The sequence below is a fragment of the Kitasatospora sp. NPDC114501 genome, assembly GCF_055633695.1.
Genome location: NZ_JBVKDS010000013.1, coordinates 223039 through 245439 on the forward strand (window position 1 = coordinate 223039; position 22401 = coordinate 245439).

The window sequence follows — 22401 nt, forward strand, 5'->3', positions numbered from 1 at the left end:
CCATGACGCCTTCGACGCCCTCGACGCCGCCGACGCCCTCGACGCCCTCGAAGCGGGACCGCGCCGCCGCGCTGCCCGCCGACCTGCGCGAGGCCCTGCGGCAACGGCTGGCCGGCCGGGCCGGCGGCGCCCGGGCCGCTGCCGAGCGGACCATCCCGCGCGCCGACCGCGGCCGTCCGCTGCCGCCCTCCTTCGTCCAGCAGCGGCTCTGGTTCCTGGACCGGCTGCGCCCCGGCGACCCGCGCTACAACAGCGCCGTCGCCCTGCGCTTCACCGGGCCGCTGGACCGTACGGCGCTCGCCGCGGCGCTGACCGCCGTGGTCGCGCGCCACGAGGCGCTGCGCACCGTGTTCGCGGAGCACGACGGCCGGCCGGTGCAGACCGTCGAGCCGGCCGGGCCGGTGGAGCTGCCGGTCCTGACCCCGGCCGCCGGGGAGAGCCTGGACGACGTCCTGCTCCGGGAGTACTCCCGGCCCTTCGACCTCGCCCGGGGGCCGCTGCTGCGCGCCCTGCTGGTCGCCGAGGCGGAGCACTCCCACGTGCTCCAGCTGACCGCCCACCACATCGTCACCGACGGCTGGTCGATGGGCGTCGTCCTGGACGAACTGTGCACCGCCTACGACGCCCTGGCCCGCGGCGACGAGCCGCGGCTGCCCGAAGTCGCCGCCCAGTACCCGGACTTCGCGCTCTGGCAGCGCGAACAGCTCTCCGGCGACCGGCTGGAGCGGCAGCTCGCCCACTGGCGGGAGAAGCTGGCCGGCGCGGTGCCGCCCGAACTGCCGCTGGACCACCCCCGGCGCGGCGAGGAGGCCGGCCCCGGCGGCCTGCACACCTTCACCGTCCCCGCGCCGCTCACCGCCCGGCTGCGCGAGCTCGCGGCCGAACGGCAGGGCACCCTCAACACGGCGCTGGTGGCCGGCACCCAGGCCCTGCTGGCCCGCTGGTCCGGCCGGCCGGACGTCACCGTCGGCACGCTGATGGCCGGGCGCTCCCGCACCGAGCTGGAACGGGCCGTGGGCTGCTTCGTCAACACGGTGGTGCTGCGCACCCGGGTGGAGTCCGGCGGCTCCTTCCGCGACCTGCTCGCGGCCGCCACCGAGACCGGCAACGACGCCCTCGCGCACGGCGACACGCCCTTCGAACAGCTCGTCGAGGCGGTCGGCGCGCCCCGCGAGGCCGGCCGCAACCCGCTGTTCGACGTACTGGTGCTGCTGCACCCCGCCCCGCCCGCGGCCGGCGACCCGCACGGCCTCGCCACCGCCCCGGTCACCGTGCCCCGGCAGGCCGCCACCTTCGACCTCAGCGTGGAGTTCGTCCCCGACGGCGAGGCGCTCACCGGCGTCCTGGAGTACCGCGCCGACCTCTTCGACGCACCCACCGCCCGCCGGATGGCCGACCAGCTGCTGCGGCTGCTGGAGGGCGCCGCCGCCGAACCGGACCGTCCGCTCGGCACCCTGCCGCTGCTTTCCGCGCGGGAGACCGCGCAGGTCACCGAGGAGTGGAACGGCACCGAGCTGCCCGTCGAAGCCGTCAGCCACCCCGAACTGTTCCGCCGCAGGGCCGCCCTGACGCCGCACGCCCCGGCCCTGGTCGCCGGGGACGAGCGGCTCGACTACGCCACCCTCGACGCCCGCGCCGAGCGGCTCGCCCGCCACCTCGCCGCCCGCGGCGCCGGCCCCGAGCGGCTGGTCGCGCTGCGGCTGCCGCGCACCGCCGACCTGGTGGTGGCCGTCCTCGCGGTCTGGAAGGCCGGCGCCGGCTACCTGCCGCTGGACCCGGCGCTGCCCGAGGAGCGCGTCCGGCTCCTGCTGGAGGACGCCCGCCCGGCCCTGCTGCTGGACGAGGAGACGCTGAACGCCCTGCGGGACAGCGACCCGCAGGACAGCGACCCGGAGGGCACCGGCCCGCAGGACGCCGGCCCGCTCGCCCCGCCGGACCTGTCGGCCACCGCGTACGTGCTCTACACCTCCGGCTCCACCGGCCGCCCCAAGGGCGTCACCGTCCCGCACCGCGCCCTGGCCCACCTGCTCGCCGCCCACCGGGCCGGCTTCGTCGCCGACGCCGGCGGCGGGCCGCTGAACGTCGCGCTGACCGCCTCCTTCTCCTTCGACACCTCGCTGGAGGGCCTGCTGCTGCTGGCCGACGGCCACCCGCTGCACCTGGTCGACGAGACCACCCGGATGGACCCGGCCGCCCTGGTCGAGTACGTCGTGCGCCACCGGATCGACTTCCTCGACCTCACCCCCTCCTACCTGCGCCAACTGCTGCCCGCCGGGCTGCTCGACGACCCCCGCCACCGCCCCCGGGTGCTGATGCTCGGAGGCGAGGCGGTCACCCCCCGGCTCTGGCGCGAACTCGCCGCCCGCCCCGAGGTGGCCGCCTACAACTACTACGGCCCCACCGAGTGCACCGTCGACGCGCTCGCCTGCCGGATCGACGGCGGCGACCGGCCGCTGGTGGGCCGTCCGCTGCCCAACGTCCGCGCCTACGTCCTGGACGGGCGGCTCCAGCCGGTGCCGCCCGGGGTGAGCGGCGAACTCCACCTGGCCGGCGAGCAGGTCGCCCGCGGCTACGCCGGCCGCCCGGGCCTGACCGCCGCCCGCTTCACCGCCGACCCGTACGGCCCGCCCGGCAGCCGGATGTACCGCACCGGCGACCTGGCCCGCTGGACCGCCGACGGGCGCCTGGAGTACCTCGGGCGCGCCGACGACCAGGTCAAGGTGCGCGGCCACCGGATCGAACCCGGCGAGGTCGAGGCCGCCCTGCTCGACCTGCCGGAGGTCGCCGGAGCCGCCGTCCGCGCCGTACCCGACGCCCGGGGACACCACCGGCTGGCCGCCTACCTGGTGTTCGCCGACGGCGCCGCCCGTCCCACCGCCGAGCTGCGCGCGGCCCTGCGCCGGGTGCTGCCCGACCACCTGGTGCCGTCCTCCTTCACCGTGCTGGACGCGCTGCCGCTCACCAGCAGCGGCAAGCTGGACCGCCGCGCCCTGCCCGACCCCGAAGTCGACGGCCGGGCGGGGGAGTTCATTGCTCCGCGGACCCATGAGGAGGAGGTCCTCGCCGCCATCTGGGCCGAGGTGCTGGGCGTGCCGGGAGTGGGTGTCACCGACAACTTCTTCGAACTCGGCGGAGACTCGATCCTGAGCATCCAGGCCGTCTCCCGGGCCCGCGCCGCGGGCCTGCGGATCGGCTCCCAGGACGTCTTCCGCCACCAGACCGTCGCCGACCTCGCCGCCGCGGCCCGCACCGCAGGGTCGCCGGCCGCCGTCGAGCGCCGCCGCGAGGAGGGCCCCGCCCCGCTCACCCCCGTCCAGGAGTGGTTCCTCGCCGCCCACGGGCCGCTGCGCCACTTCACCATGTCGATGCTGCTCGACCTGCCGCACGACCTGGACGAAGCCGCCCTGGAACGGGCGCTGACCGCCGTGGTGGCAGCCCACCCGGCGCTGCGCACCCGCTTCACCCGCACCGTCGACGGGTGGCGCCAGGAGCCGGTCGCGGACGCCGGAGGGCTGCCGGCCGTCCTCGAACCGGGCGCGGACCGGACCGAGGCCGCCGAGGCCGCCCGCGCCGCACTGGACCCGGCCACCGGCACCCTGCTGCGCGCCGTCCTGTTCCGGCCCGCCGACGACGACCGTCCCCAGCTCCTCCTGACCGCCCACCACCTCGCCGTGGACAGCGTCTCCTGGCGGGTGCTGCTCGCCGACCTGGAACAGGCCTACCGGCAGGCCGCCGAGGGCGCCGCCCCGGACCTGGCGCCCGAACCCACCGCGTTCACCGACTGGGCCCGCCGGCTCGCCGAACTGGTCCGGGCCGGCGGCCTGGACCAGGACCTGCCGTACTGGACCGCCGAGACCGCCACCCCCGCCGAGCCGCTGCCCGTCGACCTGCCCGGCACCCCCACCGCCGGCTCGGTGCGCACCCTGCGCACCCGGCTCGACCGGGCCACCACCGAGGCGCTGCTGCGCAAGGTCCCCGAGGTCTACCGCACCCAGGTCAACGACGTGCTGCTCAGCGCCCTGGGCCGGGCCCTCGCCGACTGGACCGGCACCGGGCGGGTCACCGTCGCCCTGGAGGGCCACGGCCGCGAGGAGCTGTCCGACGACCTCGACCTGTCCCGCACCGTCGGCTGGTTCACCACCCAGTACCCCGTCACCCTCGCCCCGGCCGGCCCCGCCGACGCCCCCGACTGGGCCGCCACCCTCAAGCAGACCAAGGAACGGCTGCGCGCCGTGCCCCGCCGCGGCCTCGGCTACGAGGCCCTCGCCCGGCTCGGCTCGCCCGCCCCCGGCGCCGCGGCCCTGCGGGACGTCCCGCTGCCGCAGGTCTGCTTCAACTACCACGGGCAGTGGACCGCCCCCGCCGGCGGCGACTTCGCCCCCGCCGGCGAGGCCCCGGGCCGGGACCTCGCCCCGGACGAACCGCTGGACCACCTGCTCGACGTCTCCGCCGTGGTCGCCGACGGCGAGCTGGAACTCACCTGGCACTACAGCGACCGGACGCACCGGGAGGACACCGTCCGGGCGCTGGCCCGGGCCACCGCCACCGCGCTCAGCGCCATCGTCGAGCACTGCGCCGAACCCGGCGCCGGCGGCCGCACCCCCTCCGACTTCCCGCTGGCCGGCCTCGACCAGGCCGCACTGGACCGGCTCGTCGGCGACGGCCGGGACGTGACGGACCTGCTCCCGCTCACCCCGCTCCAGGAGGGCATGCTCTTCCACCGCCTGGTCGGCGGCCCCGACGACGTCTACCTGGACCAGGCCGCCCTGCTGCTGGAGGGCGTCACCGACCCGCAGGCCCTCGCCCTGGCCTGGCAGCGGGTCGCCGACCGGACGCCCGCGCTGCGCACCTCGGTGGTCTGGGAGGGCGTCCCCGCCCCGCTCCAGGTGGTCCGCCGGGGCGTCCGGCTGCCGGTGACCCACCTCGACCTGCGGGACGCCGACCCGGCCGAACGCGCCGAACGGCTGGCCCGGCTGCGCGCCGACGACCTCGCGCTCGGCCTGGACATCGCCACCGCCCCGCTCACCCGGCTCACCCTGGTCCGGCTGCCCGAGGCCCGGCTCCAACTGCTGTGGACCTCCCACCACCTGATCCTGGACGGCTGGAGCCTCGCCCAGGTGCTCACCGACGTGTTCGCCGAGTACGCGGCGCTCACCACCGGCGGCGCGCCCGCCCCGGAGGTGCGCCGCCCCTTCGCCGACTACGTGCGCTGGCTGGCCGAGCAGGACACCGAGGCCGCCCGCGCCCACTGGCGGGCGGTCCTGGACGGCTTCGCCACCGCCACCCCGCTGCCCGCCGACCGGGTCCGGCGCGAGGCCCACCGGGCCCGCTCGGCCGGCACCCACGGCGCCGCGCTGTCCGAGGAGGTGTCCGAGCGACTCGCCCGCACCGCCCGGCAGTCCGGGCTGACCCTCGGCACCGTGGTGCAGGGCGCCTGGGCGCTGCTGCTGTCCCGCTACAGCGGCGAGCCGGACGTGCTGTTCGGCACCACCGTCTCCGGCCGGCCCGAGGAACTGCCCGGCGTCGAGTCGATGATCGGCATGTTCATCAACACCCTGCCCACCAGGGTCCGGGTGGACGGCGACCGCACCGCCGCCGACTGGCTGCGGGACCTCCAGGAGGACCAGGCCGAGGCCCGCCGGCACTCGGCGGTCTCGCTCGCCGAACTCACCGGCTTCAGCGACGTCCCGTCCGGCGGCGCGCTGTTCGACAGCATCGTCGCCTTCGAGAACTACCCCTTCGACGACGCCCGCGCCGCCGGCACCGGGGTGCGCCTGGTCGAGGTCTCCTCCCGGGACGCCACCAACTTCCCGCTGGTGCTGCGCGCCCACCACGGCGGGCAGCTCGGCTTCGACCTCGGCTACGACCCCGGGCTGTTCGACGCCGCGACCGTGCGCTCCCTCGCCGAGCGGCTCTGCCTGCTGCTCACCGAGCTGGCCGCCGGGCTGGACCGCCCGCTGCGCGCGCTGGCCTGGACCACCGCCGAGGAGCGGCACCGGCTGCTGGTCGACTGGAACGGCACCGCGCAGGGCCGGCCCGGGCACACCCTGGTCGAGCTGTTCGAGGCGCAGGCCGCCCGCACCCCGCGGGCCGAGGCCGTCACCTGCGGCGAGGAGCACCTGGACTACGCCGAACTCGACGCCCGGGCCGACCGGCTCGCCCACCGGCTGGCCGAACTCGGCGCCGCTCCCGAACGCTACGTCGCCCTCGCGCTGCCCCGCACCGCCGACCTGGTGGTGGCCGTCCTCGCCGTCCTCAAGACCGGCGCGGCCTACCTGCCGCTCGACCCCGGCCTGCCCGCCGAACGCCGGGACGAACTGCTGCGCGACGCCGCCCCGGTGGCCCTGGTGACCGCGGCGGAGCCCATCGGCGTGGACCTCCCCGTGCTCGCCCTGGCCGACCCGGGGGTGCGCGCCGACCTGGCCCGGCGCCCGGCCGTCCCGCTCGGCCCCGGCCACCGCCCGCTGCCCGAGAGCCCCGCCTACGCCATCTTCACCTCCGGCTCCACCGGCCGCCCCAAGGGCGTCGTGGTGCCGCACGCCAACGTGGTGCGGCTGTTCGAGCGGACCCGGGAGCTGTTCGGCTTCGGCGCCGAGGACGTCTGGACGCTCTTCCACTCCTACACCTTCGACTTCTCGGTCTGGGAGCTCTGGGGCCCGCTGCTGCACGGCGGCCGGCTCGTGGTGGTGCCCGAGGACACCGCCCGCTCCCCGGAGGACCTCCTGCGGCTGCTCGCCGACGAGCGGGTCACCGTCCTCAACCAGACCCCGTCCGCGTTCCACCAGCTGGCCCGCGCCGACGCCCAGTACCCGGACATCTCCGGCAGGCTGGCGCTGCGCACGGTGGTCTTCGGCGGCGAGGCACTGGACGTCAGCCGGCTCGCCGACTGGTACCGGCGCCACCCCGAGGACTCACCGCGCCTGGTGAACATGTACGGCATCACCGAGACCACCGTGCACGTCACCCACACCGCACTGGACCGGCGGACCGCCGCCGCCGGCGGCCCCGGCCCGATCGGCACCGGCATCGCCGACCTGCGGCTGTACGTGCTCGACGGCGACCTGGCCCCGGTGCCCCCCGGCGCCGTCGGCGAACTGTACGTGGCGGGCGAGGGCCTGGCCCGCGGCTACCTCAACCGGCCCGGCCTGACCGCCACCCGCTTCCTCGCCGACCCGTTCGGTGCCCCCGGCACCCGGATGTACCGCACCGGCGACAAGGCCCGCTGGCAGGCCGACGGCACCCTGCGCTACCTGGGCCGCGCCGACCAGCAGGTGAAGATCCGCGGCTACCGGATCGAACCCGGCGAGGTCGAGGCCGCCCTCCAGACCCACCCGGGCGTGGCCCTGGCCACCGTCGGCGTCCACGAGGACGCCGCCGGCACCCGCCGGCTGGTGGCCCACGTGGTCGGCCGGGACCCGGCGCGGGCCCCGTCCGCGGCCGAACTGCGCGCCCACCTGGAACGGCTGCTGCCCGCCTACCTGGTGCCCGCCGCCTACGTCCCGCTGGACGCCCTGCCGCTCACCCCCAACGGCAAGCTCGACCGGCGCGCCCTGCCGGTGCCCGGCCCGGACGGTTACGCGGCCGGCCGCGAGCGCACCGCGCCCCGCACCCCGGCCGAGCGGCTGGTCGCCGAGGCCTGGACGGAGGTCCTGGACACCGACGGGATCGGCGCCGAGGACGACTTCTTCGCCCTCGGCGGGGACTCCATCCTCGCCGTGCGGGTCACCGCCCGGCTGCGCGCCGCCTTCGGCTCCGCGGACCTCTCGCCCCGGCTGCTGTTCACCCACCCGGTGCTCGCCGACCTCGCCGAGGCGCTCGGCACACCGGGCCAGGACCCCGTGCGGGCCGTCATCCCCGCCGCCGACCCGGACACCGAGCCGCCGCTCTCCCACGCCCAGCAGCGGCTCTGGTTCCTCGACCGCTTCGAACCCGGCAGCACCGAGTACACCGCGCTGTCCGTGCTGCGGCTGCGCGGTGCCCTCGACCGGGCCGCGCTGGGCGGCGCGCTGGACGCCCTGGTCGAACGGCACGAGGCGCTGCGGACCTGCTACGCCGAACGGGACGGCCGGGCCCGCCAGGTGGTGCGCCCGCCGTACCCCGTCGAGCTGCCCTGCGCGGACGTCCGGCCGCAGGACCTGGACGCCCTGCTGGAGCGGATCGCCGCCACCCCCTTCGACCTCGCCGAAGGCCCCGTGCTGCGCGCCCACCTCGCCCGCACGGCCGCCGACGAGCACGTCCTCGCCCTGGCCGTGCACCACATCGCCACCGACGGCTGGTCGATGGGCGTCCTGGGCCGCGACCTCGGCGAGCTGTACGCGGCCGCCGTCGAAGGGCGCCGGCCGCGGCTGCCCGCGCTGCCCGTCCGGTACACCGACTACGCGGCCTGGCAGCGCACCCGCACCGCCGCCGCCGAGGCCGACCTCGACCACTGGCGCCGGACGCTGGACGGCCTGGCCCCGCTGGAGCTGCCCACCGACCGGCCGCGCCCGGCGGTGCGCACCCGGCAGGGCGCGCTGGTCACCTTCACGCTGCCCGCCGAGCTGACCTCCCGGCTGCGCGAGCGCGGCCGGGAGGCCGACGGCACCCTCTACACCGTCCTGCTGGCCGCCTGCCAGGTGCTGCTGGCCCGTTGGTCCGGGCAGCAGGACATCGCCGTCGGCACCGTCACCTCCGGCCGCGAGCAGGGCGAACTCCACGACGTGGTCGGCATGTTCGTCAACACCCTGGTGCTGCGCGGCGACGTCCGCCCCGAACTCCCCTTCCACGAGCTGCTGGCCGCCGCGCAGCGCACCGTGCTGGACGCCCTGGCCCACCAGGAGGTGCCCTTCGAACGGCTGGTGGACGCCCTCCAGCCGGAGCGCGACACCAGCCGCACCCCGCTGTTCCAGGTGATGGTGGCGCTGCACAACCTCGGTGCCGAGGTGCCCCGGCTGCCCGGCCTGACGGTGGAAGCCGTCACCCCGCCGGTCCGCAACGCCACCTTCGACCTCTCCTTCGACTTCGCCGAGCACGACGGCGGCCTGACCGGCTACCTGGAGTACGACACCGGGCTGTTCGACGCGCGCACCGCCGAGCAGCTGGCCGACCGGCTGACCACCCTGCTGGCGGCCGCCGCCGAGGCGCCCGCAACCGCCGTCGGGGCGCTGCCGCTGATGACCGGGGAGGAGCGGCGGCAGGTGCTGCGCCAGGGCCGGGGCGAGCCGCTGCCCGTACCGGACACCACCTTCACCGCCCTGTTCGAGGCGCAGGCCGCCCGCACCCCGGACGCGACCGCGGTGGTCGCCCGGGACGCCGCCCTGGACTTCGCCGCCCTCAACACCCGGGCCAACCGGCTCGCCCGCCACCTGGCCGCCCTCGGCGCCGGCCCGGAGCAGGTGGTCGCGGTGCGGCTGCCGCGCACCTCGGAGCTGCTGGTCGCCCTGTTCGGAGTGCTCAAGGCCGGCGCCGTCCTCCAGTTCGTCGACCCGGACCTGCCCGAGGAGCGCGCCGCCCTGCTGCTGGACGACACCCGGCCGCGCACCGTGCTGACCGAGCACGCCCTGCGCGAGGTGCCGTGGGAGGAGCTGCCCGGCCACGACCTGACCGACGCCGAGCGGACCGCGCCGCTGCTGCCCCGGAACGCCGCCTACCTGATCCACACCTCCGGCTCCACCGGCCGCCCCAAGGGCGTGGTCGTCGAACACCGCCAGCTGGTCAACCTCGCCCACGACCACCGGGAGGGCCTGCTCGCCCCGCACACCGCCGACGGCGGCCGGCTGCGGATCGCGCTCAGCGCCTCCTTCTCCTTCGACACCAGCTGGGAGGGCCCGCTGCTGCTGGCCTTCGGTCAGGAACTCCACCTGATCGACGAGGACGTCCGGCTGGACCCGCAGGCCTTCTGCGCGCAGATCGTCGACCAGCGGCTGGACCTGGTCAACGTCACCCCGTCCTACCTGCGCGAACTCACCGCCGCCGGACTGCTCGCCCCCGCCCCCCACCACCCCCGGCTGCTGCTGGTCGGCGGCGAGGCCGTGCCCGCCGCCACCTGGCGCGAACTGGCCGCGGCACGGGCCGGGCTCGGGATCACCGCCTACAACATGTACGGCCCCACCGAGTGCACCGTCGACGCCGCCTACACCCGCTGCGCGGACCACCCGGAGCGCCCGGTGATCGGCCGGCCGGGCCGCAACCTCGGCGCCCACGTGCTGGACGGCGCGCTGCGCCCGGTGCCGCCCGGCATGCCGGGGGAGCTGTACCTGACCGGGGAACAGGTCGCCCGCGGGTACCTCGACCGGCCCGGGCTGACCGCCGCCCGCTTCCTCGCCGACCCGTACGGCCCGCCCGGAGCCCGGATGTACCGCACCGGCGACCTGGCCCGCTGGGACGCGGACAGCCAGCTGGAGTTCCTCGGCCGGGCCGACGCCCAGGTCAAGGTCCGCGGCTTCCGGATCGAGCCCGGCGAGGTGGAGGCCGCGCTGCTGACCCACCCCGACGTCGCGGACTGCGCCGTCGCCGCCCGCGAGCAGGGCGGGCGGACCGTGCTGGTCGGCTACCCCGTGCCGGCCGGTGACCGGGTGCCGCCCGCCGAGGAACTGCGGGCCTGGCTGCGGCGCACCCTGCCCGACCACCTGGTGCCCACCGCCTTCGTCCCGCTGGCCCGCATCCCGCGCACCACCGGCGGCAAGACCGACCGGCGCGCCCTGCCCGCGCCGCCCGCCCAGCCGGACCGCACCACCCCGTACGTCGCACCGCGCCCCGGCACCGAGGAGCGGCTCGCCGCGATCTGGGCCGAGGTGCTGGGCGTGCCGCGGGTCGGCGCCCGGGACAACTTCTTCGCGCTCGGCGGCGACTCCATCCTCAGCATCCAGATCGTCTCCCGGGCCCGCGCCGCCGGACTCGCCCTCACCACCAAGGACGTCTTCCGCTACCAGAACATCGCCGAACTCGCCCTGTGCGTACGAGAGTTGGCGGAGTCCGCGGAGGGCCGGGAGGTCGAGCCCACCGAGGCGCCGCTCACCCCGATCCAGCACTGGTACCTCGACGGCCGCCGCCCCGGCGAGGCGCTGCGCTTCACCATGACCCAGCGGCTGGCCCTGGCCCCCGGCACCGACCCCGCCGACCTGCGCCGGGCGGTGCTCGCCCTGGTGGAGCACCACCCGGCGCTGCGCACCCGGTTCCGCCGCGGCGGGACGGGCTGGCACCAGGAGGTCCTGGCGCAGGCGCCGGACGGCGTCTTCACCCACCACCGGGCCGGCTCCGAGGACGAGGTGCAGCAGGCCGCCGAGGAGGCCCAGCGCTCCCTCGACCCGGTCGAGGGCCGGATGCTGCGCGCCCTCCACTTCGAGGGCGGCGAGCAGCAGCCGGACCAACTCGTCCTGACCGTCCACCACCTGGCCGTGGACGGCGTCTCCTGGCGCATCCTGCTGGCCGACCTCGAAGCGGCCCACCGCGCCGCCCGCACCGGCGCACCCGTCCGACTGCCGGAGCCGGGCACCTCCTACGCCCGGTGGGCCACCCGGCTGGAACGGCACACCCGCTCCGGCGCCCTGGACGGCGACACCGCCCACTGGACCCGCACCGGCCGGGCCCCGGCCGACCTGCCCGCCGGGCGGCCCGGCCCCAACACCCACGGCACCGCCGCCACCGTCACCGTGACCCTGGACGAGCCGACCACCGCGGCGCTGCTGCGGCAGGTCCCGGAGGCGTACCGCACCCAGGTCAACGACGTCCTGCTCAGCGCCCTGGGCCGCACCCTGGCCCGCTGGTGCGGCCGGGACACCGTGCTGATCGGGGTGGAGGGCCACGGCCGCGAGGACCTCTTCGCCGACCAGGACCTCTCCCGGACGGTCGGCTGGTTCACCGCCGAGTTCCCGCTCGCCCTACGCGTCGACCCGGAGGCCGGCTGGCACGACACCCTGCGCTCGGTCAAGGAGCAGTTGCGCGCCGTCCCGCTGCGCGGCCTCAGCCACGGCGCCCTGCGCCACCTGCGCCCGTCCGCCCTGCCGGCCGACGCGGCCGCTCCGCAGGTCGGCTTCAACTACCACGGCCAGTGGGACACCGGCACCGGCGCCGACGGACTGGTGCGCGGCTCGCTGCCCCCGGCCGGCCGGGACACCGACCCCGACGAGCCCCGCCCGTACCTGCTGGACGTCGTCGGCGCGGTCCAGGACGGCCGGCTCGAACTGGGCTGGACCTACCCCGCGGCCCGCTACGAGGAGGCCACCGTCCGCGCCCTCGCCGAGCAGACGCTCCAGGCGCTGCGCGAGCTGGCCGAGCACTGCGCGGCCCCCGGCGCCGGCGGCCGCACCCCGTCCGACTTCCCGCTGGCCGGCCTCGACCAGCGGCAGCTGGACCGCCTGGTCGGCGACGGCCGCGACACCGAGGACGTGCTGCCGCTGACCCCCCTGCAGTCCGGCATGCTCTTCCACGGCCTGGTCGACGAGGACGGCGCCTACGTGGACCGGATCGCCGTACGGCTGGCCGGCGTCGCCGACCCGGCGGCCTTCGCCGAGGCCTGGCAGCTGGTCGCCGACCGCACCCCGGCGCTGCGCACCGCCGTGCACTGGCGCGGCCTGCCGCACCCCGTCCAACTGGTCGCCCGCCGCGCCGCGCTGCCCGTCCGGCACCTCGACTGGCGCGGGCTGACGCCCGACCAGCGGGCCGCGGAGACCGAACGGCTGCTCGCCGAGGAGAGGGCCGCCGGGATGGACCTCGGCACCGCGCCGCTCACCCGGCTGGCGCTGGCCGCGCTGCCCGGCGAGGAGGTGCTGCTGCTCTGGTCCACCCACCACCTGATCCTGGACGGCTGGAGCACCGGACAGCTGCTCACCGAGGTGTGCGAGGAGTACGCCGCGCTGACCGGCGGACCGCAGGCGCCCCGCCCGGTCCGGCGCCCGTTCGCGGACTTCCTGGCCTGGCTGCGCGAGCAGGACGGGCAGGCCGCCGAGGACCACTGGCGCGGCGCCCTGGCCGGGTTCACCGAACGGACCGCGCTGCCCTACGACCGCCGGCCCGCCGGCGCCCACCGGGCCCGCTCCACCGCCGCCGTCCACCGCACCCTCGGCGAGGCGCTCTCCGCCCGGCTGCGGGAGAACGCCGCCGCCGCCGGGCTGACCGTCAACACCCTGGTCGAGGGCGCCTGGGCGCTGCTGCTGGGCCGCTACGGCGGCACCGGGGACGTGGTCTTCGGCACCACCGTCTCCGGGCGCCCGGCCGAACTGCCCGGCGTCGAGACGATGATCGGCCTGTTCATCAACACCGTGCCGGCCCGGGTCCGGCTGCCCGCGCGCGGCGCCGTGGCGCCCTGGCTGCGCGAACTCCAGGACCGGCAGAGCGACGCCCGCCGCCACGACCACCTGGCGCTGTCCCGGATCCAGGCCCTGAGCGAACTGCCCGCCGGGGAAGCGCTGTTCGACAGCATGCTGGTGTTCGAGAACTACCCCGTCGACGAGTCGGCCGCGGACCGCACCGGCGTGCGGGTGGCCGAGGTGCGCGCCGACGACGCCACCACCTTCCCCTGGTGCCTGCGCGCCCACCTGAGCGGGCAGCTCGCCTTCGACCTGGCGTACGACCCCGCGCTCTTCGACCGGCGCACCGTCCAGGACGCCGCGGACCGCCTCGCCCTGCTGCTCACCGCCCTCGCCGACGGCCTGGACGGCGACCTCGCCGCCCTGGACCCCCTCACCCCGGCCGACCGCGAGCTGCTGGCCTCCTGGCACGCCACCGCCCGCCCGCCGGCGCCGCGCAGCCCGCTGGCGGTCCTCGCCGAGCAGGTCCGCCGCACCCCCGACGCCCCCGCCGTGCGCGACGGCGACCGCGAACTGAGCTACCGCGGCCTCGACGACTGGTCCGACCGGCTGGCCGCCCGGCTGCTCGCCGACGGCCTCGCCCCCGAAGGCCGGGTCGCCCTGACGATGGACCGCGGCGCCGAACTCGTCGTCGCCCAGCTGGCCGTCCTCAAGGCGGGCGGCGCCTACCTGCCCGTCGACCGGCGCGCCCCCGAGGAGCGCCGCCGCGCCCTGCTCGACCGGGCCGGGGCCGAGGTGCTGCTCACCGCCGAACAGGTCGCCGCCGCCCAGCACCACCCGGCCGGCCCGGACCTGCCGCCCGCCGACCCCGACCGGCTGGCGTACGTGATGTACACCTCCGGCTCCACCGGCGAGCCCAAGGCCGTCGCCGTCCGGCACCGCGACGTGGCCTCGCTCGCCACCGACAGCCGGTTCACCGACGGCCGCTGCGCCCGGGTGCTGCTGCACTCGCCGGTCGCCTTCGACGCCGCCACCTTCGAGGTGTGGGCACCGCTGCTGAACGGCGGCTGCGTCCTGGTCGCCCCCGACGGCCCGGTGGACGCCGCGCTGCTGCGCCGGCTCGCCGGACCGGACGGGCCGACGGCGCTCTGGCTCACCGCCGGACTCTTCCGACTGCTCGCCCAGGACGCGCCCGACTGCTTCACCGGCCTGCGCGCCCTGTGGACCGGCGGGGACGTGGTGCCCGCCGCCGCCGTGCGCCGCGTCCTGGCGGCCTGCCCCGGGCTGACCGTGGTGGACGGCTACGGGCCCACCGAGACCACCACCTTCGCCACCGCCCACGCCCTCCCGGACGCCGCCGCGGTACCCGACCCCGTCCCGATCGGCAGCCCACTGGACGACCGGCGGGTGCACGTCCTGGACCGGCGGCTGCGGCCCGTCCCGCCGGGCTGCGCCGGCGAGCTCTACCTGGCCGGCGAGGGCGTCGCCCGCGGCTACCTCGGCCGCCCCGGCGCGACCGCCGCCCGCTTCCTCGCCGACCCCTGCGGCCCGCCCGGCGCCCGGATGTACCGCACCGGGGACCTCGCCCGCCGCCGCCCCGACGGCACCGTCGAGTTCCTCGGCCGCGCCGACGACCAGGTGAAGATCCGCGGCTTCCGGGTCGAGCCCGCCGAGGTGGAGTCCGCCCTCGCCGCCCACCCGCAGGTCGCCGACGTCGCCGTGGTGGTCCGCGAGGACCGGCCCGGCGCCCGCCGGCTGGTCGCCTACCCGGTCGGCGCCGTCGACCCCGAGGAGCTGCGGGCCTTCGCCGCCCGCACCCTGCCCGACTACCTCGTCCCGGCCGCCGTGGTCCCGCTCGACGCCCTCCCGCTGAGCCGCAACGGCAAGGTCGACCGGTCCGCCCTCCCCGCGCCGGAACAGGAACCCGGCGGCGGGCGCCGCGCCCGGACCGAACCGCGCACCGCGGCCGAACGCCGCACCGCCGAGGTCTTCGCCGAGGTCCTCGGCATCCGCCCGCCCGGCGTCGACGAGGGCTTCTTCGACCTGGGCGGCGACTCCATCCTCAGCATCCGGCTCACCGCCCGGCTGGCCGACGCCTTCGGCACCGACCTCGGCCCCCGCGCGGTCTTCGACCACCCCACCCCGGCCGGCCTGGCCCGGCTGCTCACCGAGGCGCCCGCCGCCCCGGCCCGCCCGCCGGTGCTCCCGGTGGCCCGCGACGGCGCCGCCCCGATGTCCTACGCCCAGCAACGCCTCTGGTTCCTGGAGGAGCTGGCGCCCGACAGCGCCGAACACGTCGCGCTCGCCCTGCGGCTGCGCGGCACCCTCGACCCCGCCGCCCTCGGCGCGGCCCTGACCGCCCTGACGGCCCGGCACGAGGCGCTGCGCACCACCTTCGACAGCGTCGACGGCCACGGCATCCAGTACGTCCACCCGCCGCGGACGGTACCGCTGCCGCTGCACGACCTGTCCGCACGGCCCGCGGACGAACGGCCGCGGGCCCTGCGCGAACTGCTCACCGCCGAACGCGCCCGCCCCTTCGACCTGCGCCGCGGACCGCTGCTGCGCGCCGTGCTGGTCCGGCTGGCCGACGGCGACCACGCCCTCGCGCTGGCCCTGCACCACCTGGTCACCGACGGCTGGTCCACCGGCGTGCTGCTCGCCGACCTGGCCCACCTCTACCGCGCCGAACTCGGCATCGCGCAGGCCCCGTTGGCGCCGCTGCCGGTGCAGTACGCCGACTACGCCCACTGGCAGCGCACCGACGGAGCCACCGCCGACGAGCAACTCGGCTACTGGAAGCGCCAACTGGCCGGCCTCGTCCCCCTGCGGCTGCCCATCGACCGGCCCCGGCCCGCCGTGCGCACCGGCACCGGTGCCACCGTCCGGCTGGAGCTGCCCGCCGACACCGCCCGCCGGCTGGCCGAGGTCGGCCGGGAACGCGGCGCCACCCTGTTCACCACCCTGGTCGCCGCCGCCCAGGCCTACCTGGCCCGGCTCGCCGGGGACACCGACATCGCCGTCGGCACCATCACCTCCGGCCGCCACCGGCCCGAGATCCAGCAGCTGGTCGGATTCTTCGTCAACACCCTGGTGCTGCGCTCCCGGGTCGAGCCCGGGCAGCCCTTCGACGCCCTCCTCGGCGAGGTGCGGCAGACCGTCCTGGACGCCTTCGCCCACCAGGACGTGCCCTTCGAGAAGGTGGTCGACGCGGTCCAGCCGGAGCGCGACACCAGCCGCAGCCCGCTCTTCCAGGTCCACGTGGTGCTCCAGAACGCCTCGTCCGGCGAACTCGACCTGCCGGGCCTCGACGTGACCGGCATCGAGACCGACACCCTCCGGACGGTCTTCGACCTGGTGCTGGAGTTCGGCGAGGCCGAGGACGGCGCGCTGCACGGCCTGGTCACCTACAACACCGACCTGTTCGAACCGGCCACCGTCGAACGGATGGCCGCCCAGCTCACCACCCTGCTGACCGCCGTCGCCCGGGACCCGGGGTGCGCCGTCGGCGCACTCCCACTGGCCGGGGCGGACGAGCCCGCCACCGAACCGGCCGGCACCTTCCGCCCGGTAGCCGAGGCGACCCTGCCCGAGCTGTTCGAGCGCCGGGCCGCCGCCACCCCCGAGGCGCCGGCGCTGCTCGACGGCGACCGCGAGATCTCCTACGCCGAACTGGACCGGGCCGCCAACCGGCTGGCCCACCAGCTGATCGGACGCGGCGTCGGGCCGGAGCGGCTGGTCGCCCTCGCCCTGCCCCGCTCGGCGGCCATGACGGTCGCCCAGCTCGCCGTCAGCAAGGCCGGCGGCGCCTTCCTCCCGGTCGACCCGGACTACCCGGCGCCCCGACGGGAGTTCATGGTCCGCGACGCCGGCGCCCACCTGGTGCTCGACGACCCGGCCCGGGTCTGGGCCGCCGAAGGACCGGACACCCCGCCCACCGACGCCGACCGCCGCACCCCGCTCACCCCCGCCCACCCCGCCTACGCCATCTACACCTCCGGCTCCACCGGCACCCCCAAGGGCGTCCTGGTGACCCACGCCGGCCTCGCCGTCTTCGCGGCGGCCGCCGCCGAGCAGTACGCCGTCGGCCCCGGCGACCGGGTGCTCCAGTTCGCCTCGCCCAGCTTCGACGCCTCCGTGCTGGAACTGTGCATCTCCCTGCTCTCCGGGGCCGCCCTGGTCACCGGCGAACAGGGCCCGCTGGTCGGCGAACGGCTCGCCGAGGTGCTGACCGCACGCCGGATCAGCCACACCCTGATCCCCCCGGCGGCCCTCGCCACCGTGGAACCGGGCACGGCCGCCGCCCTGCCCGGGCTGCGCACCCTGGTGGTGGGCGCCGAGGCCTGCCCGGCCGACCTGGTCGACACCTGGGCCCCCGGCCGACGGATGATCAACTCCTACGGCCCCACCGAGGCCACCGTGGTCGCCACCTGGACCGGCCCGCTCGCCCCCGGCACCGGCAGCCCCGCCATCGGCCGCCCCAGCGGCGCCACCCGCGCGTACGTCCTGGACACCGCCCTGCGGCCGGTGCCGCCCGGCATCACCGGCGAGCTCTACCTGGCCGGCCCCGGCCTCGCCCGCGGCTACCTCGGCCGCCCCGGCCTCACCGCCCAGCGCTTCCTGCCCGACCCCTACGGCCCGCCCGGCGAGCGGATGTACCGCACCGGCGACCTCGCCCGCCGCGACGCCGACGGCCTGCTCCGCTTCGCCGGACGCGCCGACGAACAGATCACCCTGCGCGGCTACCGGATCGAACCGGGGGAGATCGAGAGCGCCCTGCGCCGCAGCCCCCTGGTGCGCGACGCCGCCGTCACCGTCCGCACCGACGGCCCGGCCGGCGGCCGGCTCGTCGGCTACGTCGTCCCCGCGGACACCACCGTCGGCGTACCCGCCCTCGAACTCCGGCTCCACCTCGGCGAGTTCCTGCCGTCCTACCTCGTCCCCTCGGCCTTCGTCGCGCTGGACCGGCTCCCGCTCACCCCCAACGGCAAGCTCGACCGGCGGGCCCTGCCCGACCCCGGCCCGGCCCAGGCCCCGGCGGCCCCCGGCCGGGCTCCGGAGACCGACCTCGAACGCCGGATCGCCCGGATCTGGGCCGACGTCCTCGGCCTCGACGAGGTCGGCGCCGACGACAACTTCTTCCTGCTCGGCGGCGACTCCATCCTCAGCCTCCAGGTGGTCTCCCGGCTGCGCCGGGACGGCCTCCAGCTGGCCACCCGCGACCTGTTCGGCCACCAGACCGTCGCCGAACTGGCCACCGTCGTCCGCACCGCCGCCGAACACGCGGACGACGGCCCGGTGACCGGCGACGTACCGCTCACCCCCATCCAGGAGTGGTTCCTCACCACCCCGCGCGCCGCCCACCACCACTTCAACCAGTCCACCCTGCTCGAACTCACCGCCGACCCCGACCCCCGGGCGCTGCGCGCCGCCCTCTACGCCCTGCTGGAACACCACGACGGCCTGCGGATGCGCTTCACCCGCGACGAGGCCGGCTGGCACCAGTTCAACCCGCCGCCCGCCCCCGTCGAGGACCTCCTGGCCCGCTACGACCTGACCGGCCAGGACACCGAGGCCGCCGACGCGGCCATGGCCAAGGCGGCCGACGAACTGCACGCCGGCTTCGACCTCGCCCACGGCCCGCTGCTGCGCGCCGCCCTGTTCACCGGTCACCCCGACCACCCGGCCCTGCTGCTCCTGGTCGCCCACCACCTGGTCGTCGACGCCGTCTCCTGGCGGGTGCTGCGCGACGACCTGGAGAGCGCCCACCGGCAGGCCGTCCGGGGCGGGGCGATCACCCTGGGGGAGCGCACCACCTCCTTCCGGGACTGGGCGCACCGGCTCGCCGCCCACGTCGCCGAGGGCGGCCTGGACCACGAACTCTCGTACTGGCAGGAGGCGGTGGGTGCCCGCGCGGCCCTGCCCGGCGTCCGCCCCGCTGCCGACGACGACGGCGAGCGGGCGGCGGTCACCGTCGAACTCGACGAGGCGGACACCGAGGCGCTGCTGCGCGCCGCCCCCGCCGCCTACCGCACCAGGGTCAACGACGTGCTGCTGGCCGCCCTCGCGCTCGCCCTGGCCCGCTGGACCGGCCGGCCGCGGGTCGCCCTGGACCTGGAGGGGCACGGCCGCGAGGACCTGCTGGACGGCGTCGACCTGTCCCGTACGGTCGGCTGGTTCACCACCGTCCACCCCGTCGCCTTCGACGTCCCCGACCCCGCCGACCTCGGCCCGGACCGCGACTGGCGCGCCCTGGTGAAGTCCGTCCGCCGCCGGCTGCGCGCGGTGCCCGGCAACGGCCTGGGCTTCGGCGCCCTGCGCACCTTCGGCCCGCCCGAGGTCCGCGAGCGCCTCGCCGCCGGCGGGCACGGCCAGGTGGTCTTCAACTACCTGGGCCAGTGGGACTCGCGGCCCGGGACGGCCGGAGACGGCCTGGTCCGCGCCGAACTCGGCTCCTTCGGCCAGGACCACGACCCCCGGGACGGCGGCTCCCACCCGCTGGAGGTGGTCGGCGCGGCCCAGCACGGCCGCCTCGCCTTCACCTGGCACCACCGGCCCGCCGTCCACGCCACCGAAGCCGTCCGCCGGGCCGCCGAGGACTTCGCCACCGCCCTGCGGCAGATCGCCCGGCACGCCCGGGAAGGCCGGTGAGCCCACCCCATCCGCCACGACCCGACCGACCGACCGACACGACCCGCCCACGTGACGAAGGAGACCGACATGGACGAGAACACCCGCTACCAGGTGCTGCGCAACGACGAGGAGCAGTACTCCCTCTGGCCCGCCGACCTGGAGGTACCGGCCGGCTGGCAGCCCGTCGGCACCGAGGGCACCGAGGCCGAGTGCACCGCCTACGTCGACGAGGTGTGGACCGACATGCGCCCGAAGAGCCTGCGCGAGCGCATGGAGAACGCCGGAGCCTGACCGCCGCCGGGACGGCCCGCCGGTCGCACCCGCGCCGACCGGCGGGCCCGCCCCGGCCACCGCACCACCGCACCACCACCACCCCGAGGAGAGCCGCATGACCCCTCCGCTGCGCACCGAGCACCTGGAGTTCATCCCCTACCGCACCGAGGACGAGGACGCCTTCGTCTCCCTGCTCCGCAACGCGGACGTGTGCCGCTGGATGGGCCAGGACCTCGTGCCCGAGCCGGACATCCGCACCCTGTTCCGCGCGATCCTGTCCGACGTCTACCCGCAGAACCTCTTCGACGTCTGGGGCATCTGGCTGGACGGGGCGTACGCCGGCCACGCCGAGGTCAAGCGCGCCGGGAACGTCGACGGCCACGAGCTGGTCACCGCGCTGGCCCCGCAGTTCTGGGGCCGGGGCCTGGGCGGCGAGGTGGTCCGCGGCCTGGTCCGCTACGCCGGTGAGGAGCTCGGACTCAAGGAGGTCTACGGCCTGGTGGGCGCGGAGAACACCCCGAGCCTCGCGATGTGCCGGCGGCTGGGCTTCCGTCACCTGCGCGACGTGGTCAGTGACGACGGCTCGGTGACGGAGCTGCTGCTGGCGATCTCCACCGACCGGGCCTGATCCGGCCCTCGCTCCGCCCTGCCCCACCCCGCGGCACGCTCGCTCGCGCCGCGGGTCCAGCCCGCCTCCGTTCGGATGACACACCGGCCGGCCGCCTTCCCGCGCCGCACCACCGAACGCCGTTAGGCTCGTCGGATGACACGACTGGGGACCTCACGACTCGACGCCATCGACCGGGCCCTGTTCGACCGCATCGCCGCCGCCCCGCTGCACGGGACCGGTCCGTGGCTGCGGACGCTGAGCCGGGCCGCCGACCACGGAGTGCTCTGGACGGGCGTCGCCGCCGTCCTCGGCGCGGTCGGCGGACGCCGCGGCCGGCGCGCCGCCCTGCGCGGGCTCGGCTCGCTCGCGATCGCCTCGGCCACCGCCAACACCGTGGCCAAACACGCCACCCGCCGACCCCGGCCGGTGCTGGACGGCGTGCCGTCGGTGCGACGGCTGCTGCGCCAGCCCGTCACCACCTCCTTCCCCTCCGGCCACTCCGCCTCCGCGGCCGCCTTCGCCACCGGAGTGGCGATCGAGTCCCCGCTGCTGGGCGCGGCCGTCGCCCCGGTCGCGGCGGCGGTGGCGCTCTCCCGCGTCTCCACCGGGGTGCACTACCCGGGGGACGTCCTCGCGGGCGCGGCGCTGGGGACGGCGGCCGCCGCCACCACCCTGCGCTGGTGGCCCCGTTCGTCCGACGAGCCGCCGCCCGCCGCCCCGGCCGCCTTCCCGGCTCCGGCCCTGCCGCGCGGCCGGGGCCTGTCCGTGGTGGTCAACTCCGGTTCCGGCAACGGCTCCGTGACGGCCACCGGCCCCGAGGAGACGGCCGACACCCTGCGCGGCCTGCTGCCCGAGGCGGACGTCCGGGTGTGCGGGCCGGAGGACGACCTGGCCGAACTGCTGACCGAGGCCGCCGACCGGGCGGCCCGGAACGGCGGCGCGCTCGGGGTGTGCGGCGGCGACGGCAGCGTCAACCTGGCCGCCGGCCTGGCCGTCGAGCGCGCGCTGCCGCTGGCGGTCTTCCCCGGCGGCACCCTCAACCACTTCGCGATCGACCTCGGCGCCGCCACCCACGCGGACACCGCCACGGCCGTCGAGGCCGGCACCGCGGTCGGCGTGGACCTCGGAGTGGCCGTCGACCACACCGGGTCCCGCACCTTCGTCAACACCTTCAGCCTCGGCATCTACCCCGAACTCGTGCATCAGCGGGAGAAGTTGGAGAAGCGCATCGGCAAGTGGCCGGCCCTCGCGGTGGCGGTCGCCAAGCTGCTGCCGACCGCCGAACCGGTGACCGTGCACGCCGGGGGCCGCCCGCACCGGCTGTGGCTGCTGTTCGCAGGCAACGGGGCGTACGAACCGGCGGGCTTCGCGCCCACCCACCGGGCCGCGCTGGCCGACGGGAAGCTCGACGTCCGCGTCGTCGACGGCGGCACGCCCTTCGCCCGCACCCGCCTCGCCGCCGCCTTCCTGTCCGGCACCCTGCACCGCTCCCGGGTCTACCGGACCGCCCGGCTGCGCGTCCTGGACCTGGACTTCCTCGGCGACGCCGACCGGATCGCCGTCGACGGCGAGAGCGTCCCCGCCCGCGGCGCCCTGCGGCTGTCCAAGAACCCGGCGGCGCTGACCGTGTACCGCCCGCCGGTCACCTCCTGACCGTCC

4 protein-coding genes are annotated in these 22401 nt (G+C 76.9%); all 4 read left to right on the top strand.

Features of this window, described 5'->3' with window-relative positions; translation table 11 throughout:
* Positions 1-2: 2 nt before the first annotated feature.
* The 4 genes from ACZ7RU_RS24785 to ACZ7RU_RS24800 all read left to right on the top strand — a co-directional run bounded on the left by ACZ7RU_RS24785 (position 3) and on the right by ACZ7RU_RS24800 (position 22395).
* Positions 3-19877: a non-ribosomal peptide synthase/polyketide synthase gene (locus ACZ7RU_RS24785; protein WP_470343146.1), complete on the top strand. Its 19875-nt coding sequence runs from the start codon at positions 3-5 to the stop codon at positions 19875-19877.
* A gap of 69 nt (positions 19878-19946) precedes the next feature.
* The gene (locus ACZ7RU_RS24790; RefSeq protein WP_363384014.1) at positions 19947-20150 is read left to right on the top strand and encodes an MbtH family protein; all 204 of its coding nucleotides are present in this window, start codon (positions 19947-19949) and stop codon (positions 20148-20150) included.
* Between the two features lie 97 nt (positions 20151-20247).
* Complete coding sequence (locus ACZ7RU_RS24795; RefSeq protein ID WP_470343147.1) at positions 20248-20760, top strand: GNAT family N-acetyltransferase; 513 nt, start codon at positions 20248-20250, stop codon at positions 20758-20760.
* Between the two features lie 135 nt (positions 20761-20895).
* A complete protein-coding gene (locus ACZ7RU_RS24800; RefSeq protein WP_470343148.1) occupies positions 20896-22395 on the top strand; it encodes a phosphatase PAP2 family protein in 1500 nt (499 codons plus the stop codon).
* Positions 22396-22401 lie beyond the last annotated feature (6 nt).